Genomic DNA, 16,408 nt, shown 5'->3' on the forward strand with positions numbered 1-16,408 from the left:
TGGGCGTATTCTGAATAGTTAGTGGGTTACTTATCGTTATGCAGGGATAACCCTTTACTTACTTTCTAGCCGGTAATACACTCAGGGCAATGGTGCAAATGACACCTCTCTATTAAGAATTATTTCGCATAAGTAAGCAGGAAAAAAATATATTATGGTCGCTAAAAAAGGTAACCGCATTTCAGCGTTTATTGAGGGGCTAATTTTGACCTCCCCAAAGTCCCAGACTCAGATCGCATCTGAGATTGGCTACGAAAACGCAAACAACCTTTCCAATATCAAAACCGGCCGACTGCCGATGCCATTGGAAAAAGTATCCCTTCTCGCTGAAGCTCTTAGCACAGATGAGACCCGCTTTATGATGCTGGTGCTGGAAGAACGATACCCGGTCATCCACCAATTCATAAAGAAAAACCTCCCTGGTCTAAGTGACGAAGAGCGCCAGATAATCAATGCCTTAAGAGACAAAACAAAAGCATCCGGCACTCTTTCAGATGAAAAGCTCAAGAAGATACTTGCCGCAATCGAAAATTAACGACACCAAGCCCAAGGCGACTGTTTGAGAGATCCAGGCGGTCGCCTTTGTATTTGTGGCTCAAATCCTCCACCCCCTCGCTTTCGACTATATTAAACAAAAATACTGAGTATTTGTACAGTGCCTCTTGCATTTGATCTATATAGTCGTGCCTATCGTATACACGATCTATGCCTTCAAGGCTTTGATTTAAAACCTTTCTTGATACGTCACTCGGTACATCCAAGCTTGCCAGGCAGCTTCTTGCAGTCCTGCGGAGGTCACGCGGAGTGAAAGGCTCAAGCGCAAGCATTTCAGGTGTTTCAAGGATTCGGCGTAGAGATTGGCTGATGGCCACCTTAGACATCGGTCGGCCCGCTTTCTTATTAGATGGGCATAGCCATTCGCTCCCCTCGCCAGCGGCAAGCAGCCGTTCGATACAGAGTTTCATAATCGGGCTGATGGGCAACCGGTGGTCTCGATTCGACTTGTTGCGACGACCCTGGTTCCATATGTTATTGGTGAGGTCAAACTCAGCGGATTTTGCACGTAGTATCTCGTCAGGGCGTCGAGCAGCAGCAAGCGTCAATCTGGCAGCCCAGCGCGTCACCTCGCAGACTTCGAAGTAATCCCATACATGCCAGAACACCCAGATTTCAGCGTCGGTTAGAGTGCGCTCCCTGGGCTTAGGGTTTGAGCCACCAACTTTGTTCAGTGGAATGTCGCCAACTGGTGAGTTCTCCAGATACCCCTGAAACACGCACCAGGCTAGGAATTGCTTCATTATGGAAAAGACACGTTTTCCCTGAACAATTTTGCCTTCCATGATCAGCGGGTTAGTCAGCCGGTTAACGACCACTTTTGAGATTTTGGACAGAGGAAGATCGCCAATTTTAGGCAAAACATGTATCAAAATACAGTGGACGCCAAGCTCGGGTCGGCGGCGAGTCACTAACAAAGATAGCCGAGTGAAAAGCATGAATGCTTTCCTGAATGCCGGGTCGGAATCACTGAAATCTTCCAGCTGGTCAAGCGGCGACTCGATGACGGTCTGCAAAAACGCGATCGTCTCTGCGGAACAGTTCTCTGCTGCCTTAGCCAAATCAAAATCACTGCGCATATGCGAAACCTCTTTTTTAGGGTCAGCATAGCTCGGATTTTACAATGATTCCATACTATATAAGTATGGAATCATAAAAGGCTCGTTTCTTGAATTTTGACATTTTATCCAGGCTGATTGTGTAGAAGTTAATAGATTAACTTTAAAGGGGGCTGGAGATACAATTGCCGAAGGGAATCAAGCTAAAGGGAACCATTTAGTGAGCGACTTATCCATACAGCAAATCCATGAGCAATGCCTGGCCACCACACAGGAAGCCATTGAGATCATCGGTTGGACTAATATCTCAGTAGGCATTTTGAGTGAAGAGGAAAGACGTCTACTTGAGGCTGGAACCGTTCAGAGCAACTTGAATTGGCGATGGGCTATGGAAACCTACAACGGCAACGCCGTTGATGGAATCCTCGATATAACATTGAAGCTGATCGACCGCGATGAACCTGAACGTCTTCAGGCAGTAATTATCTGCAAATATGATGTGCTCCGTGAGCAGTTTGCTATCTGCATGTTAGAGAATTTTATCGCCCATGAAGAGACGGACTTAACAGGCAATGTACTTATCATTGCGCTAATTTACGCAACAACCTTCTGCGAGATGGCAGATCTTGACACCATTTACCTTAAAGACCCGACAGAAGAAGCGAAACCGCGTTATCGTAGTTACGGGTTCGCCCAAGTATGGAATGATTTCACAAAGATGTCTGCCGATGTGATTGATGTTCTCGACACTATTCGAATCAAGGTTAATGGAATTGACCCTGATGAAGAATAACCCCTCACATATGTGGCGTATTGGGTTGTTTGTTTAATGAACGCAACTGTTGTAAAATTGTTCATGAAGGCTTTGGCCAAAGAGGTGACAAAATGATTAAGCAAAGCAAACGAATTACTTCTGATAAGGCGATGGCTGGGGCTAAACGCTCTCTGGATTTTTGGTCGTCTATCGATGGCAATAAACTTGCAAAGGTTGGCCAGAAAGAGAAAGACATGGATATGGTCGGCCCAAAGAAAGGCGTAAAGCCAGTAAGTATCGGATAATTTTCATTATCCCGCTCGACCAGAAATGAGGCTCCTACATAGGAGCCTTTTTCATTTACTCTTCACCACTTTTCAAATCCGTGCTCGTCTTTCTCTTTGTATAGAGCCTGGCCATACGGATAGCGATGCCCCTTCAGTGACGTTTTTCGAACCGGTACGCCGTCATATTCTTCAGCCGTCTCAATGAGGTAGAGCGCTTCCTCGCGATCGGCAAAGCACCAACGGTAGCGGAAAGAGTTGAGTGGGGTTACGCCCATACAAACCGACCACGTAAATGCCAGGCGGAACAATCCACACCATTCGCCATCAGGCAATTTTCGGATGTTGGTGTAATGGTTTTCGGTCATGAATGCGATCACCTGCTCATCAGGCCAACCGTCGAAAGTATCTCTATGGCGCATTGTTATTACTCAGTATTGCTGGAATTACGTAATTTTTAACGTAATGGGAAAGGTGGCCAAGCCAAATGAAAAGGCTCCGAACGGAGCCTTGTCTTAGAACTTAATCGCTGAAAACTGAGTGTAGCCGCCCACCGGCTTGTCATCAACGAAGATTTGGGGCACTTGCTTTACCGGCTGGCCAACAAGTTCACTCAGCTCAGCCGCACCGATTCCGGCGACCTGGATGTCGATGTACTCAAACGTCAGCTTGCCCTGGCTCTGTAGTTGCTCGGCCAGCTCCTTTGCGTTTTTGCAGTAGGCGCACTGTTCTTTGCCATAAATTTTCACTTTTACCATTCTGTTCATCACTCAATGTTTGTTTTAAAAGGTAGCCCTCAAGAGGCCAAATTTTTGCAATAGCGTTGCGGCGTGCCAGCTGGCGGCTCAACTCAGGATCAAAGTTTTCTTTGCTAACACACGCATTCTCACCCGTGACAGTGTAACCGTTGGTCAGTAGCAAATAGCAAAACGTATGACGGTCGGCGGCCGTGTTAGCCCACCAAGCTGCATCGACGCCCTGGTTAGCTGATCGAATGCCGTCGTAAGCTGAGAAATAATGCTCTTCAGCAATCAGGCTCTCGATGTGCTCCAGAGTAACGCGAGGTGCGGTTAGTCCTTTGTCGAGCAGCTGCTGTTCCAGTTCTGCGTCTGTCATTTCACGATCACCCAATCTTCACTGAGCATATCGGTTTGGCTGGCCAGCCACGGTACGTTCTGCCCGTCTGCAGTACGCATATAGATGTATGGGAGCGTCATGTCACTGTCAGCGTCCGGGCGTTGCAGCTCAAGCCACATCCCTTTACCGTTCCAGCCCTTGCGAGCCACACGATCACCCTCTTTAAGCAGCTCGATGGCGATACCAAACGAGACGCCAAATGAAGCAGCGAAACCTGCGTCTGCGAGCGCCAGATAACCTTTCTCAAACGCTTCAGCCGGTGAATACGACTCATAGCCGTCTTCATAGCGAACAAAGTAGCCACCGACTTCTGGTTGGTGGCGAGCAACCCAGGCGCGGCCAACTTCAATCTCTACGATGCTTTTGTGGAGATCCAGGCCGATTGCAGTGCCGGTGATTGAAGCGATTTTTGCGGCGCCAACCACCTTGATGCTCTGGTACTCTGGCAGTTTAACTTCTGACATTTTTGATTCCCTTCGTGAGTATGTAGGCGTCCATTGCCTAATAAATTCGTGACAAGAATAGCCAATAATGTTTGGTAGGTCACTACCTATTATTCTTAGCTGGTAAATCGAGCCAGAAACTCGTTTCTGCCTGTGCGACGTGGCCAGGTTAGATATTCTTCCGCCGGTGCGTTGTCCGGCACTCGTGCGCCGTTAGATTCAAAGAATATCGGGCTGAAGCTAATAGCTCCGTCTATAAATTTGTCTGCAAAGTAGAGAGTGAAGTGACGGCTTCTGCTATCCAACGTGGACATTGAAATGGTAACGAAAGAAGAGAGCGCAACGGTTTTAAACGCTCTGCTTACGAGAGGGTCTGATGGGTCATCTTCGAATGTCGAAGGCATCATTGGCATTTGAGCAACGTTATAGCGCTCGCGGCTGCTTAGAAAGTTTGTGCGTAACTGCATACAGCTCAGTGGCCGAATTTCTCTACCATCTCCGATCACCTGAATGAACCGCCCAGGCATGGTGTTCTTGTATTGGATACGCTGGTAAGTGAAAGAGGTATCACTGTTCATCATCGACCTTTCAAATGCTTCCGTTAAGCAGGCCGGCATCCTTGTGCTGAAGCGATTATTGGCGTGATCTTCATAGCCCCGTAATTGTGCTTTGTACCTTTCAAAAGCATCCCAATCGTTCATTCTTGCCATATTTGCCTCAACAAAAAAGGGGCCGAAGCCCCTTTGGTATTTGCGCTATAAGTAAGGTTTGGAGTTCGACGATGTCAGCTACCGATTGCAGACATAATCTGCTGCGTACACAGCGTAGAGCGGGCTGGGGACTGTTAGCGGAGTCTTTAAGTGAATAAATAAACCCAACCCGCTCTACGATGTGCTGTTCCCCCGGAGGGGAACAGACACGCAACTTAGTTCTTACCGGTGTTTACGGTAACGCCCTGGCGGTTAGATTCCGCTTTAGCGATTTCCAGACGAGTGTCACGTTCAGCTTTCACTTCGCCCTGCAGCTGAGTCACCTGCGCTTCGAGGAACTCGATGCGGTTGTCTTTGGCTTTGCTGTTTGCGTTCAGTTCAGCCATTTCAACACGGTGATCGCCCTGCAGCTGAGCAATCTGAGCTTTGGAAGCAGAGTCAGCCTGACGGAATGCAGAGGTACGCGCTTCTTCAACTGCCTGCTCATTGCCTGCTTCAGCGTTCACTGCACGAGTGTTCAGCTGGTTCAGATCAGCAACGGAGATGGTCGCCAGGCCACGAGCTTTCATCAGGTCAGCCAGTACGCGGTCTTCGTTTTCGATAACACGCAGTCGCAGCTGTGCAGCACCTTCACGCTCTTTGGTGTTGATCTGGTTATCCAGGTCGGCCAGCTGGGATTGCTTGAACTCAATTTCTTCGGCCAGGTTGACGTTAGACTGCGCCAGAGCTGTCAGCTCGACTGCAACCTTGCTCAGATCGGCAACAGCTTTAACAACGCCTTTAGCTGAACGGTCGGACGCGGTGATAACCTTTTTGACTTCTGACATGTGTTTTTCCTTTGTATTTTATATGTAGCCCTTCGAGGGGCATTGATACTGCAAAGCTAAAAAATCTTGTCACGAGCACCAAGGTTAGGTGCGTGGTGTGGATCTAAATTCTGAGATGTATGGAATCATTACGAATCACCAACAAGGCTACCCATTCGCACTCTCAGCACACCATCTTTGTAGGCCGATATAGTTCCGTCGTGGCTTATTGTCATCGTCGAACACCCTTGCTTTACCGCTTCTACAGTGCTCGTGGAGCCGTAATCACCACGATTCTGCTGAATAGCTTTGACAAAGAGTGTTGCGGCCGCTCGCTTAAGCTCATCAACGTCTTGCATATCGATCCCTGAATTTGTGCTGGCTAACCATGCCAGCCGGGCTACGTCTACGATTATTCAACCCAAGAATAAATGACATAAGTAATATGGAATGACGTAACGAGATGGGCGGAAGTGCCTTTAAAACCCGGGTGTTCATGTCGGAATTACCCCCACCCATCTCGTTACCCCATCGGTCGGGTGGCCGTGGCCACCGTCCCTGCGTTCCGTAATCAGACTCGCTCAGTCTGCTCCATTTCGATAACAGGGCTGGAGACTGACCCTGCTGGTGTTTGGCTATTACGCTACTGCCAGGTACTGAGTGTCGTTTGCATTTATTTTAAAAGTAAAAATAATCGCTCACCGCCGAAAACGAAAGCGACTATAATTGATATAAGTAGGTAGGTAAATACCTATCTTATAAATTTTTGAGGTTTTGCTTTCAACTGATCAGGTGTTGATCATTCAACGCTGTATTCGACAACGCCTCTCTTGCAATCGTAGATGGCGAAGTAACTGATGACGCCTCTTGTGCCTTCTGCTTTGAAGGGCACGAAGTAGACATCACTTAATTGTGTGTTCTCTTTGTCGAAAGAAAGGACGGGCGACCTGGTGCCGAGCTTTTCAGAATCTCTATCCCAGCGCGGCATCCGGTACTCAAGGTAGTCTTTTGAGATTGTCTCCATCGCCTGCTCATAGGTCAGGGTGTCGCAAGATGGCCCTGTTCCTTCGACGAACGCCTGAATTTCATTCCCAATGTAATAAGTGGCCAAAACGAAAACGATAACAAATGTTAATTTCTTCCTGATTTTCATACGCCTAAGTCCCTATCGACACCAAGTGAGAATAATTATCAGGTCTAGGGGCTAACATCAATCAGTAGTTCGATCTCCTCAAGCTGCCCAATCGTCAGCAAACCAGAAATTAATCCAATTCGCATTGGCACATTCATGCGCCCTTTTGCGTAGAGGAAACCCATAGCACCAGCACAATGCTTCTCCTTCCCAGACGGGTGATAGACACCCTCACTGTCGTGATAGCCCCCAGTGGGATGCGTTGTCTTATGACACTGGAACGGGGTCATGTCGTCGTCCAGCAAAGACTGTTTAATTTCCGCAAGGCGCTCTTCCCCGATCTCAATGCCATTCTCCTTCAGGAACGGGCAGTTTGCGCAGGGCTTCTTGATAGACAGAAAGCGTTTGAAATCCATTGTGGTTACTCTTTGATGGGCAATGCAGAAATGATAAAGCGCCCACGAGAGGCGCTTAAGTGATTGTTGACGGTGATGGTTATGCTTTCGGCTCTGGGGAAGCAGCTGCAGGCTCAGGCGTCTTTCTCATGATCCGTACAGCGTATTCTTTACCCTGAATTGTATAGCTCTGCTGCCCCTTCAATTTGCCGTATCTCATTTCTATGATGGTAAACAGCTTCCAGGCCAAGTCTTCTAACTTTGCAGTGCGGCAGAACAACCACAAGATAATCAATTTGGTGGCTTTCCCGCCCACCATGAACGCAGCGTAAAAGCCGCTCAGTAGAAAGTAAGCCATCAACAGGCCGTCAGAAATAGTTATGTCACCCATTGCGTTTAAATTCCTTAACTTCAACAACCTTGTACACCCGGCGCCCCATGGCAACAGTGCCGGTCTTCAGCTCCTGCTTGAGCATATCAACGATGAAATATGCCGAACCGAGCACCCCACCGATCAATCCTAATAGGATGTATGGAATCACGTTGTGCATCACTCTTTATCCCCAATGCGGTCTTCTGAATCACGAAGGCAGCTTGGCCACTTGAGTCGAGGGTGGCGAAGACTTCCATCTGGCGTGTATTCATGGAAATTGACCTTAACAATGCGCCCCATGTATTTATCCTGATTCAGCCAGATCTCATCGAGATATTGATGTTTGAAGCCTGAAGCACGAACTTCCGTGCCATCCTCCAAACGCACAACGATTTTACCGAGGGTGTGTGCGAAGCCGGCATCCGGGTCGCCAGGCAGGAAGCCAATGATTTCACCATCGGCCTCATTCTCATCCTTCATTTTCCACCAGGCACGAGAGCGCTTAAATTCATAAACAGAGTTGGGGTCGTAAGCCATCTCCCCTTCTTCGTTCTCGTCCAAACGCTGCATGAATCGAGCAATGTACTCTTCGTGGCTATGGTAGATTTCAAAGGGAACCAGCACCAAATCACCAGCTGACTCTTCGCTTCTTTCATTGCGGAACCACGCTACCAGCGCAGCCTTACGCTCCTTCAGCTTCATGCCATTGGCTTTGTACTCTTTGGTCTTGGCCAACGCCTTCCACTCTGGCAAGAAGAAGTCGAAGATGTGGAACTGAGCGCCTACTGCTTTCACATTCTTTTTGCGGATCGCTGAAACAGTGCCGTTGAATGAGCCGACCGTTGCCTCACCATCAAAGAAGACGTGTTGATGACCGGTAGCACGAGCCAGCTCCAGCATTGCCGGTTTAAGGTGATCGAGCGACGTAACTGGATTGCCGGTGCGCGACAGGAAGTTAACCTCTTCTTCACCAACAATAACCTCGCTGATCACGCGCATCCCATCGAGCTTGATGCTTCCAATCATCGGCCATTTGGCGTGTTTGTTAGGCTTGAATGGGAACTTGTCACCCTTTTCCTTGTAGGCGGTGGCCAGCTGGACTTCAAACACTGGAATCGGCGCCGAGAAGATTTTGTTGCAAAGGCTGATGCCGACACCGGCCTTCGGATCTTTAAGCAGGAAGCGGCGGAACACGTCCTGACCAGCCTCACACATAGAGCCAACGATTGACTCAACAGCGGTTACGGCAGCTCCACCTGTCAGTTGACGCGTTGCCAGCTGATCCAACACATCCAGTACCTTCTGGTCGCTTGGCGTGGACACCAGCTGCGCCGGGGCTACGTTATACTTCTTGATGCCGAAGCGGATAAATGGATTGAGCATCAGCGACACGGCTTTTTGCTCGAAGTCGTCCAGCTTGGCCAAAGCCTCTTTCTTGGCATTGGTTCCCATCGCTTTGATGTCATCCAGCTTGGTTCGAAGGGTAATCAGCTTTTCCATTAAAACGGCACTCCTTTTACTGGCCCGTGTTGTATAAATTCAGCGTGAAACTGCTCGACCGGCAGCGAATAGATGTCGCCGGTCGATGTCGATTTGAAGATTGCGGTCGGAACAAAACCTTCCATTGTGGCTTTTTGGTTAGCGAACATCACCAGCTCGTAAACCCCACCGTGGTCTTTGTTCGTCCACTGATGCCAATACTCGATGAGGCGCCGGAATCGAAGCGCTGCACCGGTTCCAATAGCGTCGTACCACTTCTGCACAATCTGGCCATTCACCTTGTGCTCAAGCGCATAGCCGTATGTTGAAACAGCAAGAACGCGACATTCTTCCCACGCTCTTTGCCCCTCCAAATCGACCATGAAATAAGCGCGCTCCCCTTCTTTAAGATCCGAAACTTTCATGTGTTTTCCTCTTGCACTAAGGCTGAGTGGAGGTCTGTAATAGCCTCGAACTCGCCCGTTTTTGTTGTGTCTTCTGCTTTTGGTTTACGCGACGGCAGAAGTGACATCGCGGATTTGGTTTTACGCTGGCCACCGAAACTGCTCTGATTGTTACGAGCTGCAACTTCAGCAACCAAAGCACCGTAATCTTCGAAGTAGAGCGATTCACCGGCGCGAACTTCCTCGACCATCATCTTCAGCGCTTTGCATTTGCCGCCGCGGATAGCCGTTACACATTCACTAAATGAGCCAGGCGGTAGCCGACCCTCTTTGAACGCCAGAATCGTGTGCTGGCAGACCGTGTAACTCGCTCTTGTTGGCTCCTTGCGGATCAGCACTTCCTCGCACTTCAGGCTGAACATGTTGTTGCCCGATATGGATGGGATCTTCGAAAAGTCGGTCTTTGAAACTGTCATTCTGTATCACCAAAATAGCTAATCACTTATTAACGCAATTATAAAAAAGCCCCATACGGGGCTATAGCGTTTTTGTCAGGCTACCAGCTTCCCCAGCCAGACATGACGGCGTGTTGTCGGTCGCGGAAAGGCTTCAGAAGCTCTTCAGCGGTGTGCAGGGCGTATGATTTGGCTTCCTGCATCAACATTGGCATTTCGTTAGACATCTTCACCAGGCGACGTTCGTACTCGCCCATAACGCCATCGCAGGCTGAACTGCAGGCGTTGATAATGTCCTGCTTGCGACGATCGCCACCGGTCAAATTCATTAACGCTGGGAAGTTCTTCTCATTAGCCGCTTTGGTGGCGGTTCCTCGCCCTTCCAGAACCAGGTCAACCATGCCTTCCGGGACACTCATATTTGCAGTGTTGTCGTCACCAACCACACTCGTTGCCCAGAGTTCTTTTATGGCCGAAGAGGACTCCACGCTTTCGCATTTTTCATCCATGAACTCAACGAACTTCCACAGGTCGTCACGGTGCAGCTCTTCAAGAACGGTCTGGGTCTGGACAATGTAGCCGTTGTAATAGGCAGCTGTATGGGTAACAGGTGAATCTCCCATTCGGCTGATAAAGCTGACGATCGCAGCGCATCGAGGCGCTTCATTTCCCACGCTTGGACGAACGTCGCCAACAACCATGGTGACCGTCAAATACGGATAGTCGGCCAGCAGCAACTTGCCAGCCTCTGCGGTCGCAATTCTGTCAGCTCCAGCCTGAATAGCCTGGACAACAACCGAGTCGAACTCTTCTTCGTTCAGCGGCAGCTTTGAATCTCTAACCAGCTTTGTGATTTCATGAGTGATATTCGGGTGCATCTTCATCTCTCTTATAGACTTTGGTCGCCATTATAATTAATGATTGGTAGTTAGCTACTTATTTTCTTAGGTCAGACCAAAGCCGCTATTCCTTTTACCTTTGCCATTAACTCAAGCTGGCGAGTGTAGGGCTTCGCTCGGAAGTAGGCTTTGATGATTTCCTCAACAGATGCGTCGCCCGGGTCAACACCCTCTTTACCCAAACAGGCTATCTTCACGTTAAGTCCGATCCCCACCAGCTTACGCGCGGCGGCCATTGTGTTTCGGATTGCCTGCTTCTCGCTATCCCACATCATTACGACGTTCTTCAGCCCCTTCGCTTTAAGCGTCAGGAATGCACCTAACTGATCCTCTTCGTCCTGCGTCGTTACGCCAGACAAGTGCATACCAAACGTCCCGATTGGCTCAACGTAATCCCGCAGCGTTGGCTCATCGAACAGCGCTCGCTTAATACCAATAACGTCAAATGCGCCCTCGCTCACCACGACAGTCTGTTTACCCACTGCGTTGTGGCCGTTATAGAGAAATTTACCTGAAGCCGGCAACGTCATGGGGAAGAGATAGCGGCGCTCCGCAGTGCCAGTAACGTCACGCCCCTGGAAGGTTTTCATCACGCCATCGAGGTCGTAAATGGGTATCAGAATACGCATACCGAAATCTTGGCCACGAACCTGGTCGTTGTAGACATCCACATAAGCATGTTTGCCTTCTACGCAGTATCGAAGGTCGAAATATTTGGCCAGCTCAGGCGTTACGTTTCGCTCTACAAGATAAGTGGGCAGCTGCCCCTCGATCGGAAGCTCATAGTGACGAGGCAATGAAACCGGCCCTTCCAGCTCGACGGCGCTGGCCAGCTTCACCTCTTCTCGTTTCGGCGCCCAGCCCTGCTCCAACAGCGCATTGTTAACGTATTCCTCAAATGCACGGCGTGACTTGCCGCTGTAATGCTTCAGGAACACCAGCTTGTTGAATTGGATCTCTTCTGGGTGATCACCCGCAAAGCATTTACCGACGTTGTTGGTCAGATTGAAATACACCTTCCAACCGGAGCTGCCGCATACCGGGCACTCCTTGATGTTTATTTCACGACCGCGCGCGCTGACACCACCACGGCGATAGATGATGCCCTCTGTATCGAGCCACTGCTCAAAGTCCAGCTCGGTCAAAAGCTCTTTAATGTCGCTCATGCCAGCAATCCTCTCCGGTCATTATTTGAAGGCAATTTTGTGTGTATTAAGGAAGATGGGGTATGATGGCCGCTCATGTGTTTTTCCCTTGTTGTTTTTAACAGGGCGAGAAACTTGATTTCTCGAATTGGAAATGAGGCGTGGCGATTTTTGCCACGCCTTTATTTTTAGATAACGTCGAGAATTTCCTGAATAAACCGCATCTGCTCCAGGTTCTGCTTCACTCGGATGCTGATGTTGCCTTTCTGGTTACGAGAGCCTGCAAAGTACAAGCGCGCTTCACCCTTCGTCGCTTCCTCTTCCGTTTTGTTGATCGAGATAACCAGGTCAGCGATACGCACCTTTTCGATGTTATCCGCGGCGTGCATCATTGTGGCCACCTCAGACGCCCCACCCTCTCGGTTAGTCTGCGATGCGGTTATGCCAGCGGCATTATGCTTGTCGAACACTGCGCGGAGATCGGTATAGATGCTTTTCACATCGGCTCGTTCATCGCCGCTGCGTCGTGTTGGTTTCATCAGGTCGGCGTAATCCACCACGACCATGTCAGGAATCATCCCGTTCGACTTCATGCCTTCAAGTAATCGATCGAGGTCTGCAGGTGACAAGCTGCCAGACGGTCTCTCAACAACCCACAAGTTACCCACGCCGGTACTGGCGCCCAGGTCAGCCAGCTTCTTGTGAACGTCGTCGCGCTTCTCGATCAGCTTCGTCATTTCGGTTTGAGAAAGACGTGCGTCGAAACGGTCAGACAAGATTGCCGTGTGAACTTCTAGCGAGACGTACAGGACATTGAAGCCCTTTAACGTTGCGTTAATGGAGAACTCACCCATGGCCGTCGATTTACCAGACTTCGCGAAGCCCATGAAGAGAACCATTTCACGACGCCCCCACCCTTTCTGGTACAGCAGCCGATCCAGCAGCGGAATGCCGGTGGTGATGCTGTTTGGCACGTAATCTTCAGACGCCTCATACTCACGCTGCTTTAAACGCTCAGCAGCTTCGCCCAGGTAGTTGTAGATGCCTATGGTGTCACTCGCGCCCACCAGCTGCACCTTGGCCATCACTTCCATTGCGCGTTCGAAGTCACCCTTCTCTTTCAGCTCAGCCGCTTTGATCAGCGCGTCATCGAAAGCGATGCTCCGGGCAAATGTGGCAACGCGGTCAACCATGTATTTGGTGTCGGTTAGCTTTTCACCCAAAACACGCTTGAAGGCGTTCACCACATCCGGGAACAGTTCTTCGCGGATCGTCTTATCTTTCTTCGCGCGCTTCAGCTGGTCAAGAATGGCCGTGCTGGAAGGTGCGCTCTTGTACATGCGGAAGTAAGACGAAACCAGGTTAACCAATATTGCGTTTGCCGCGTTTTCAAATTGGCTCGGATCAACCAAATCACCGGCGCGCATCAGGAACTCCTGATCCTTGCAGTAGTAGGCTGTTAGCCGGTTCTGGAAGTCATCATCAAACTCTTCTGACAATGGGCGTCCGGTATGGCAAATGGTGGTCATTGCGCCACCTCTTTAATCATGTTCATGTGCTTTTCCATCGTTCTAAACAACTTGTTTACTAAGTTTACTAAGTGGGCAAAGGCAATCAATTCAGTGACCGTGCTTCCATGGTTTCGTTAGGGAAGCGCTGTAGCGCTATGTGTTCAGGCAGTAGCTCTGTCAGCCAAACAGCGGAGTAGATGATCAGAACGCGACGGGACGGCTCACGATTTTCAATCTGCGTGAGAAGCCACTCAAAGTATTCTCGCTGGATTTCAGCGTTGCCCCCTTGCACGATTACCCCAGAAGAGCCAGAACCCCACAGAGAGCTATCCAGACGGGTTAACGCGCGTTTCTTCAATCTGTCTTCGAAGATCTCAATCAGCTCTGGCTGCCAAAGATGCTGAGGGCGTGGCAGCTTGTCCCAGAGACGTGATGCGGCGATCGATAGAACGGTGCCAATGAAGTAGCCGTAATTAACGCAGTAGCGATCGGCAAACTGACGCGCTTTCCAAAGTGATGTCTTGTTGGCGGCAGACTGATCCTGAAACGGAACTCGTTTTAAACCGGTGTTGAAAGGCGCACTCTGGAAGTCTTCGCGACCGTGAGTGAGCATGATGTTGGCGTACTGGCGTTTGTACTCTTCAGTAAAGACAGCTGTAGCCTGGAGTGGGTGCATGTCGCGGTAATCAAACCACTTAGTCTCGAAGAGGTCAGCTTCGCCTTTACAGCGAGAAAGCCCTATATTCTTAGCGACCCACTCATCCATGACGGCCGAATCCCACTCTTCCATGAATCCATACTGGTCGTCGTTGCCTAAGCATTGGTAAAAGAAATTGCTCATAGTAGGTAGCTGGTTAGTTATCCGTGGCTGGATGATAGCTAGTTACCAATCTTTTTTAAAGCAGTGAATGTAGGGAGTTAGTTGGTGGTGAGGCTGGGTTGTATTGGCTGCAAGCAACCTGCTTCTGTATATTTTAATATACTGGTCTTATTATTTTATTGAGAAGCAGGTTTTATTTGTTGCCAACCCAGAACGACTTCAGTTAACTTAAAACTCGAAATCTGGCAGACCCGAAAGGTTTGTCTCTTGTGGTGAAACACATAAACTTGAGGTCATAAATATGGCTATGCCTAGCTATTCCCCCTATTTCAAAACCGTCTATGACGAACAAGCTCCAGTTGGCAATTTAGGACGTGGAACACACTACTCCGTACTAAGTGCCGTCCAGTGGAAATCTCCCCTTTACGCAAATCACGCTAAGCCTCAAATCCACACCTTCGCGCTACTCTGGGATGAAGATCACGACAAAAGAGTAATCAACGTTCTTGAGGTTGCTTACATGGCCAACCTCATGCCGGCAGTAAAGTTCGTAGGCGAGCGGAAAGGCAGTTTGAGTGTTGTTTTTGATAGCAGCATCAAAAGTTTAGGTAAGACTATGCTGTCACCAATGCTCAAAGAGTGGGATAGAATTTGCCAAACTGGATATGCAGATGACATATGGAATTTTGATTATGGATTCGACGATGACCCTGCGTTAACAGGTATCGTGAACGATAAGAGCGAAAAGGTTAATTTGTACATGGCAAACATTGCCAACCTTTGGCCATTAGGTCAGGCAGAGTACAAACCTATCAATTTGTTGGAGCGACAAAAACCTATCGCCCCTCCAGTCTTCCCGAACGGAAGTTCGCTATTTAACAAGCAATGAAAAAAGGGAGCCTTTCGGCTCCCTTTTTTAACTCTTACCCATCAGCTTACGCTTTATCTCTTCGGTGCGGAATGAAACATCACTCGCGTTCACCGCTTCGATGTTCAGCTTAATAGCCTCTTCAATTTCAGCCGGGGTTTTCTCTGAAAGCTGGAAGATGGCCGCACGGATCACATCAGAACGCGTGAACTTGTCGAAGCGAGGAATGACGGCCAGCATATCAATCAGCTCGATGTACTCATCTTCCATCGACATGGTGCGAGACTGAATCTTGCTTTTACCCCGAGTAGGACGCCCCTGGGGCTTCACGGGGTTACGAAGTGGTGCAGCTGGTGTCACTGGCTGACTGTCTTGCTGCTGCGCTTCTGGCGCTGCTGGTGGCGTTACACGCTTAGTCAAATCACCCATACCCTTCGCCATTATTTACCCTCCAGGTTAAGCAGGTAATCCACCAGCTCGATAATTTCTGCTTCAGCCTTCGCATCGCGGTCAGAACCGGTCATTTCAAAGATGGTGCGGCCAGACTCTTCTGCATCGTCGTACACGTTACGGGTGTAGAGGTTTACTGGCACCGGCTCGATACCAAATGACTCGATCACACCTTTTGCGTTAAAGATACGCTGAGCCTGGTTTGGCAAAGATGGACATTGGTTCATCACGCCTATGATTCGAACCTTGTGATTGGTATTCCGCACGTTATCCAGAACAGGGTCGAGATTACGCAGTGATTTAATGTCACGACGCTTCGGGCGGAACGGAAGAAGGATGATGTCGGCCATCTGCATAGCCTGGCGCTGGATTTCAGAGTCGAAGCCACCGGCGTCAATTACCACAAAGTCGTGGCGCTGGCTGACCGCATTGATGTGCTTAACCACGTCATGATCTACGAACTCAAATGGAATAAGCGCCAGGTCTTCGTTTTCGCGGCGCTCTTCTGCCCAGCCTGCGGTCGTCATCTGTCCATCGATGTCGGTCAGGTGACATTTCTTTTGTTTTTTAAGAACCAGCGCACCGGCCACCTGCTGCGCAACCGTGGATTTGCCGGGGCCACCTTTGGTGCCGCCAATCACAATGATCTTAGCCATTGTTGTTTCCTTGTTATGCGAAATAATAATTATGTGAAAACAAGTTGTTTTCTTATGTGCCTATTAGCCTAATG

25 protein-coding genes are annotated in these 16,408 nt (G+C 49.3%); 4 read left to right on the forward strand and 21 right to left on the reverse strand.

What is annotated here, in order from left to right; translation table 11 throughout:
* Positions 1-154: 154 nt before the first annotated feature.
* Entirely contained in the window at positions 155-535 is a 381-nt protein-coding gene (locus ACOTX2_RS21785) for a hypothetical protein (RefSeq protein ID WP_057057112.1), read from the forward strand.
* On the opposite strand, the gene ACOTX2_RS21790 is transcribed toward ACOTX2_RS21785, so the two are convergent.
* Complete coding sequence (locus ACOTX2_RS21790) at positions 504-1,634, reverse strand: tyrosine-type recombinase/integrase (protein ID WP_416503113.1); 1,131 nt, start codon at positions 1,632-1,634, stop codon at positions 504-506. The genes ACOTX2_RS21785 and ACOTX2_RS21790 overlap by 32 nt on opposite strands.
* 199 nt (positions 1,635-1,833) lie before the next feature.
* Here ACOTX2_RS21790 and ACOTX2_RS21795 point away from each other — a divergent pair, with 199 nt between their 5' ends.
* Both ACOTX2_RS21795 and ACOTX2_RS21800 read left to right on the forward strand, forming a co-directional pair.
* Positions 1,834-2,406 carry a hypothetical protein gene (locus tag ACOTX2_RS21795; protein ID WP_057057111.1) on the forward strand — a complete coding sequence of 191 codons (573 nt, stop codon included), beginning with the start codon at positions 1,834-1,836 and terminating at the stop codon, positions 2,404-2,406.
* Positions 2,407-2,498: 92 nt separating this feature from the next.
* Positions 2,499-2,672 (forward strand): hypothetical protein, encoded by a 174-nt coding sequence (locus tag ACOTX2_RS21800; protein WP_192840686.1) that lies wholly within the window; start codon positions 2,499-2,501, stop codon positions 2,670-2,672.
* A gap of 62 nt (positions 2,673-2,734) precedes the next feature.
* On the opposite strand, the gene ACOTX2_RS21805 is transcribed toward ACOTX2_RS21800, so the two are convergent.
* The 18 genes from ACOTX2_RS21805 to ACOTX2_RS21890 all read right to left on the reverse strand — a co-directional run bounded on the left by ACOTX2_RS21805 (position 2,735) and on the right by ACOTX2_RS21890 (position 14,381).
* Positions 2,735-3,019: a hypothetical protein gene (locus tag ACOTX2_RS21805; protein WP_219989686.1), complete on the reverse strand. Its 285-nt coding sequence runs from the start codon at positions 3,017-3,019 to the stop codon at positions 2,735-2,737.
* A 147-nt stretch (positions 3,020-3,166) separates the two neighbouring features.
* Positions 3,167-3,418 carry a GrxA family glutaredoxin gene (locus tag ACOTX2_RS21810; protein WP_421625984.1) on the reverse strand — a complete coding sequence of 84 codons (252 nt, stop codon included), beginning with the start codon at positions 3,416-3,418 and terminating at the stop codon, positions 3,167-3,169.
* On the reverse strand, positions 3,309-3,767 hold the full coding sequence (locus ACOTX2_RS21815; RefSeq protein ID WP_071886810.1) for a Gp49 family protein: 459 nt from the start codon (positions 3,765-3,767) through the stop codon (positions 3,309-3,311). The genes ACOTX2_RS21810 and ACOTX2_RS21815 overlap by 110 nt, the downstream gene beginning before the upstream one ends.
* Positions 3,764-4,252 carry a DUF2829 domain-containing protein gene (locus ACOTX2_RS21820; RefSeq protein ID WP_080378356.1) on the reverse strand — a complete coding sequence of 163 codons (489 nt, stop codon included), beginning with the start codon at positions 4,250-4,252 and terminating at the stop codon, positions 3,764-3,766. The genes ACOTX2_RS21815 and ACOTX2_RS21820 overlap by 4 nt, the downstream gene beginning before the upstream one ends.
* Positions 4,253-4,347: 95 nt before the next feature.
* The gene (locus ACOTX2_RS21825) at positions 4,348-4,941 is read right to left on the reverse strand and encodes a hypothetical protein (protein ID WP_057057108.1); all 594 of its coding nucleotides are present in this window, start codon (positions 4,939-4,941) and stop codon (positions 4,348-4,350) included.
* Positions 4,942-5,156: 215 nt separating this feature from the next.
* Entirely contained in the window at positions 5,157-5,768 is a 612-nt protein-coding gene (locus ACOTX2_RS21830) for a hypothetical protein (RefSeq protein ID WP_057057107.1), read from the reverse strand.
* A gap of 128 nt (positions 5,769-5,896) precedes the next feature.
* Positions 5,897-6,106: a hypothetical protein gene (locus ACOTX2_RS21835; protein WP_219989690.1), complete on the reverse strand. Its 210-nt coding sequence runs from the start codon at positions 6,104-6,106 to the stop codon at positions 5,897-5,899.
* 440 nt (positions 6,107-6,546) lie between these two features.
* Positions 6,547-6,900 (reverse strand): YebF family protein, encoded by a 354-nt coding sequence (locus tag ACOTX2_RS21840; protein ID WP_057057105.1) that lies wholly within the window; start codon positions 6,898-6,900, stop codon positions 6,547-6,549.
* Positions 6,901-6,944: 44 nt separating this feature from the next.
* Entirely contained in the window at positions 6,945-7,295 is a 351-nt protein-coding gene (locus tag ACOTX2_RS21845; RefSeq protein WP_057057104.1) for a hypothetical protein, read from the reverse strand.
* 79 nt (positions 7,296-7,374) lie between these two features.
* Complete coding sequence (locus tag ACOTX2_RS21850; RefSeq protein ID WP_057057103.1) at positions 7,375-7,665, reverse strand: hypothetical protein; 291 nt, start codon at positions 7,663-7,665, stop codon at positions 7,375-7,377.
* Positions 7,658-7,825 carry a hypothetical protein gene (locus ACOTX2_RS21855; protein ID WP_154816451.1) on the reverse strand — a complete coding sequence of 56 codons (168 nt, stop codon included), beginning with the start codon at positions 7,823-7,825 and terminating at the stop codon, positions 7,658-7,660. The genes ACOTX2_RS21850 and ACOTX2_RS21855 overlap by 8 nt, the downstream gene beginning before the upstream one ends.
* Complete coding sequence (locus ACOTX2_RS21860; protein WP_057057102.1) at positions 7,825-9,147, reverse strand: DNA ligase; 1,323 nt, start codon at positions 9,145-9,147, stop codon at positions 7,825-7,827. Before ACOTX2_RS21860 ends, ACOTX2_RS21855 begins: the two co-directional genes overlap by 1 nt.
* A complete protein-coding gene (locus ACOTX2_RS21865; RefSeq protein WP_057057101.1) occupies positions 9,147-9,551 on the reverse strand; it encodes a hypothetical protein in 405 nt (134 codons plus the stop codon). Before ACOTX2_RS21865 ends, ACOTX2_RS21860 begins: the two co-directional genes overlap by 1 nt.
* Positions 9,548-10,006 carry a hypothetical protein gene (locus ACOTX2_RS21870; protein WP_057057100.1) on the reverse strand — a complete coding sequence of 153 codons (459 nt, stop codon included), beginning with the start codon at positions 10,004-10,006 and terminating at the stop codon, positions 9,548-9,550. Before ACOTX2_RS21870 ends, ACOTX2_RS21865 begins: the two co-directional genes overlap by 4 nt.
* An 80-nt stretch (positions 10,007-10,086) precedes the next feature.
* Complete coding sequence (locus ACOTX2_RS21875) at positions 10,087-10,863, reverse strand: hypothetical protein (RefSeq protein ID WP_057057099.1); 777 nt, start codon at positions 10,861-10,863, stop codon at positions 10,087-10,089.
* Positions 10,864-10,934: 71 nt separating this feature from the next.
* Positions 10,935-12,050 (reverse strand): hypothetical protein, encoded by a 1,116-nt coding sequence (locus ACOTX2_RS21880; RefSeq protein ID WP_057057098.1) that lies wholly within the window; start codon positions 12,048-12,050, stop codon positions 10,935-10,937.
* A gap of 167 nt (positions 12,051-12,217) precedes the next feature.
* Positions 12,218-13,558: a DnaB-like helicase C-terminal domain-containing protein gene (locus ACOTX2_RS21885; RefSeq protein WP_057057097.1), complete on the reverse strand. Its 1,341-nt coding sequence runs from the start codon at positions 13,556-13,558 to the stop codon at positions 12,218-12,220.
* A gap of 85 nt (positions 13,559-13,643) precedes the next feature.
* Positions 13,644-14,381 (reverse strand): hypothetical protein, encoded by a 738-nt coding sequence (locus tag ACOTX2_RS21890; RefSeq protein ID WP_057057096.1) that lies wholly within the window; start codon positions 14,379-14,381, stop codon positions 13,644-13,646.
* Between the two features lie 280 nt (positions 14,382-14,661).
* Here ACOTX2_RS21890 and ACOTX2_RS21895 point away from each other — a divergent pair, with 280 nt between their 5' ends.
* Positions 14,662-15,249 (forward strand): hypothetical protein, encoded by a 588-nt coding sequence (locus ACOTX2_RS21895; RefSeq protein ID WP_057057095.1) that lies wholly within the window; start codon positions 14,662-14,664, stop codon positions 15,247-15,249.
* 27 nt (positions 15,250-15,276) lie between these two features.
* Here ACOTX2_RS21895 and ACOTX2_RS21900 read toward each other — a convergent pair whose 3' ends face one another.
* A complete protein-coding gene (locus ACOTX2_RS21900; RefSeq protein WP_341864677.1) occupies positions 15,277-15,657 on the reverse strand; it encodes a hypothetical protein in 381 nt (126 codons plus the stop codon).
* A gap of 11 nt (positions 15,658-15,668) precedes the next feature.
* Positions 15,669-16,334 carry a division plane positioning ATPase MipZ gene (locus ACOTX2_RS21905; protein WP_057057093.1) on the reverse strand — a complete coding sequence of 222 codons (666 nt, stop codon included), beginning with the start codon at positions 16,332-16,334 and terminating at the stop codon, positions 15,669-15,671.
* Positions 16,335-16,408 lie beyond the last annotated feature (74 nt).

The sequence above is a fragment of the Enterobacter cloacae complex sp. IR5412 genome, assembly GCF_049237385.1.
In the GTDB taxonomy this organism is placed as follows: domain Bacteria; phylum Pseudomonadota; class Gammaproteobacteria; order Enterobacterales; family Enterobacteriaceae; genus Enterobacter; species Enterobacter intestinihominis.

Bases quoted from the DNA above. Each gene is read 5' to 3' on its own strand.
- ACOTX2_RS21870 (WP_057057100.1), bottom strand. From the start codon at position 10,006: ATGACAGTTTCAAAGACCGACTTTTCGAAGATCCCATCCATATCGGGC.
- ACOTX2_RS21885 (WP_057057097.1), bottom strand. From the start codon at position 13,558: ATGACCACCATTTGCCATACCGGACGCCCATTGTCAGAAGAGTTTGAT.
- ACOTX2_RS21810 (WP_421625984.1), bottom strand. From the start codon at position 3,418: ATGAACAGAATGGTAAAAGTGAAAATTTATGGCAAAGAACAGTGCGCC.
- ACOTX2_RS21900 (WP_341864677.1), bottom strand. From the start codon at position 15,657: ATGGGTGATTTGACTAAGCGTGTAACGCCACCAGCAGCGCCAGAAGCG.
- ACOTX2_RS21785 (WP_057057112.1), top strand. From the start codon at position 155: ATGGTCGCTAAAAAAGGTAACCGCATTTCAGCGTTTATTGAGGGGCTA.
- ACOTX2_RS21835 (WP_219989690.1), bottom strand. From the start codon at position 6,106: ATGCAAGACGTTGATGAGCTTAAGCGAGCGGCCGCAACACTCTTTGTC.
- ACOTX2_RS21865 (WP_057057101.1), bottom strand. From the start codon at position 9,551: ATGAAAGTTTCGGATCTTAAAGAAGGGGAGCGCGCTTATTTCATGGTC.
- ACOTX2_RS21860 (WP_057057102.1), bottom strand. From the start codon at position 9,147: ATGGAAAAGCTGATTACCCTTCGAACCAAGCTGGATGACATCAAAGCG.
- ACOTX2_RS21840 (WP_057057105.1), bottom strand. From the start codon at position 6,900: ATGAAAATCAGGAAGAAATTAACATTTGTTATCGTTTTCGTTTTGGCC.
- ACOTX2_RS21890 (WP_057057096.1), bottom strand. From the start codon at position 14,381: ATGAGCAATTTCTTTTACCAATGCTTAGGCAACGACGACCAGTATGGA.
- ACOTX2_RS21830 (WP_057057107.1), bottom strand. From the start codon at position 5,768: ATGTCAGAAGTCAAAAAGGTTATCACCGCGTCCGACCGTTCAGCTAAA.
- ACOTX2_RS21820 (WP_080378356.1), bottom strand. From the start codon at position 4,252: ATGTCAGAAGTTAAACTGCCAGAGTACCAGAGCATCAAGGTGGTTGGC.
- ACOTX2_RS21855 (WP_154816451.1), bottom strand. From the start codon at position 7,825: ATGCACAACGTGATTCCATACATCCTATTAGGATTGATCGGTGGGGTG.
- ACOTX2_RS21845 (WP_057057104.1), bottom strand. From the start codon at position 7,295: ATGGATTTCAAACGCTTTCTGTCTATCAAGAAGCCCTGCGCAAACTGC.
- ACOTX2_RS21800 (WP_192840686.1), top strand. From the start codon at position 2,499: ATGATTAAGCAAAGCAAACGAATTACTTCTGATAAGGCGATGGCTGGG.
- ACOTX2_RS21790 (WP_416503113.1), bottom strand. From the start codon at position 1,634: ATGCGCAGTGATTTTGATTTGGCTAAGGCAGCAGAGAACTGTTCCGCA.
- ACOTX2_RS21850 (WP_057057103.1), bottom strand. From the start codon at position 7,665: ATGGGTGACATAACTATTTCTGACGGCCTGTTGATGGCTTACTTTCTA.
- ACOTX2_RS21905 (WP_057057093.1), bottom strand. From the start codon at position 16,334: ATGGCTAAGATCATTGTGATTGGCGGCACCAAAGGTGGCCCCGGCAAA.
- ACOTX2_RS21880 (WP_057057098.1), bottom strand. From the start codon at position 12,050: ATGAGCGACATTAAAGAGCTTTTGACCGAGCTGGACTTTGAGCAGTGG.
- ACOTX2_RS21875 (WP_057057099.1), bottom strand. From the start codon at position 10,863: ATGCACCCGAATATCACTCATGAAATCACAAAGCTGGTTAGAGATTCA.
- ACOTX2_RS21805 (WP_219989686.1), bottom strand. From the start codon at position 3,019: ATGACCGAAAACCATTACACCAACATCCGAAAATTGCCTGATGGCGAA.
- ACOTX2_RS21825 (WP_057057108.1), bottom strand. From the start codon at position 4,941: ATGGCAAGAATGAACGATTGGGATGCTTTTGAAAGGTACAAAGCACAA.
- ACOTX2_RS21895 (WP_057057095.1), top strand. From the start codon at position 14,662: ATGGCTATGCCTAGCTATTCCCCCTATTTCAAAACCGTCTATGACGAA.
- ACOTX2_RS21815 (WP_071886810.1), bottom strand. From the start codon at position 3,767: ATGACAGACGCAGAACTGGAACAGCAGCTGCTCGACAAAGGACTAACC.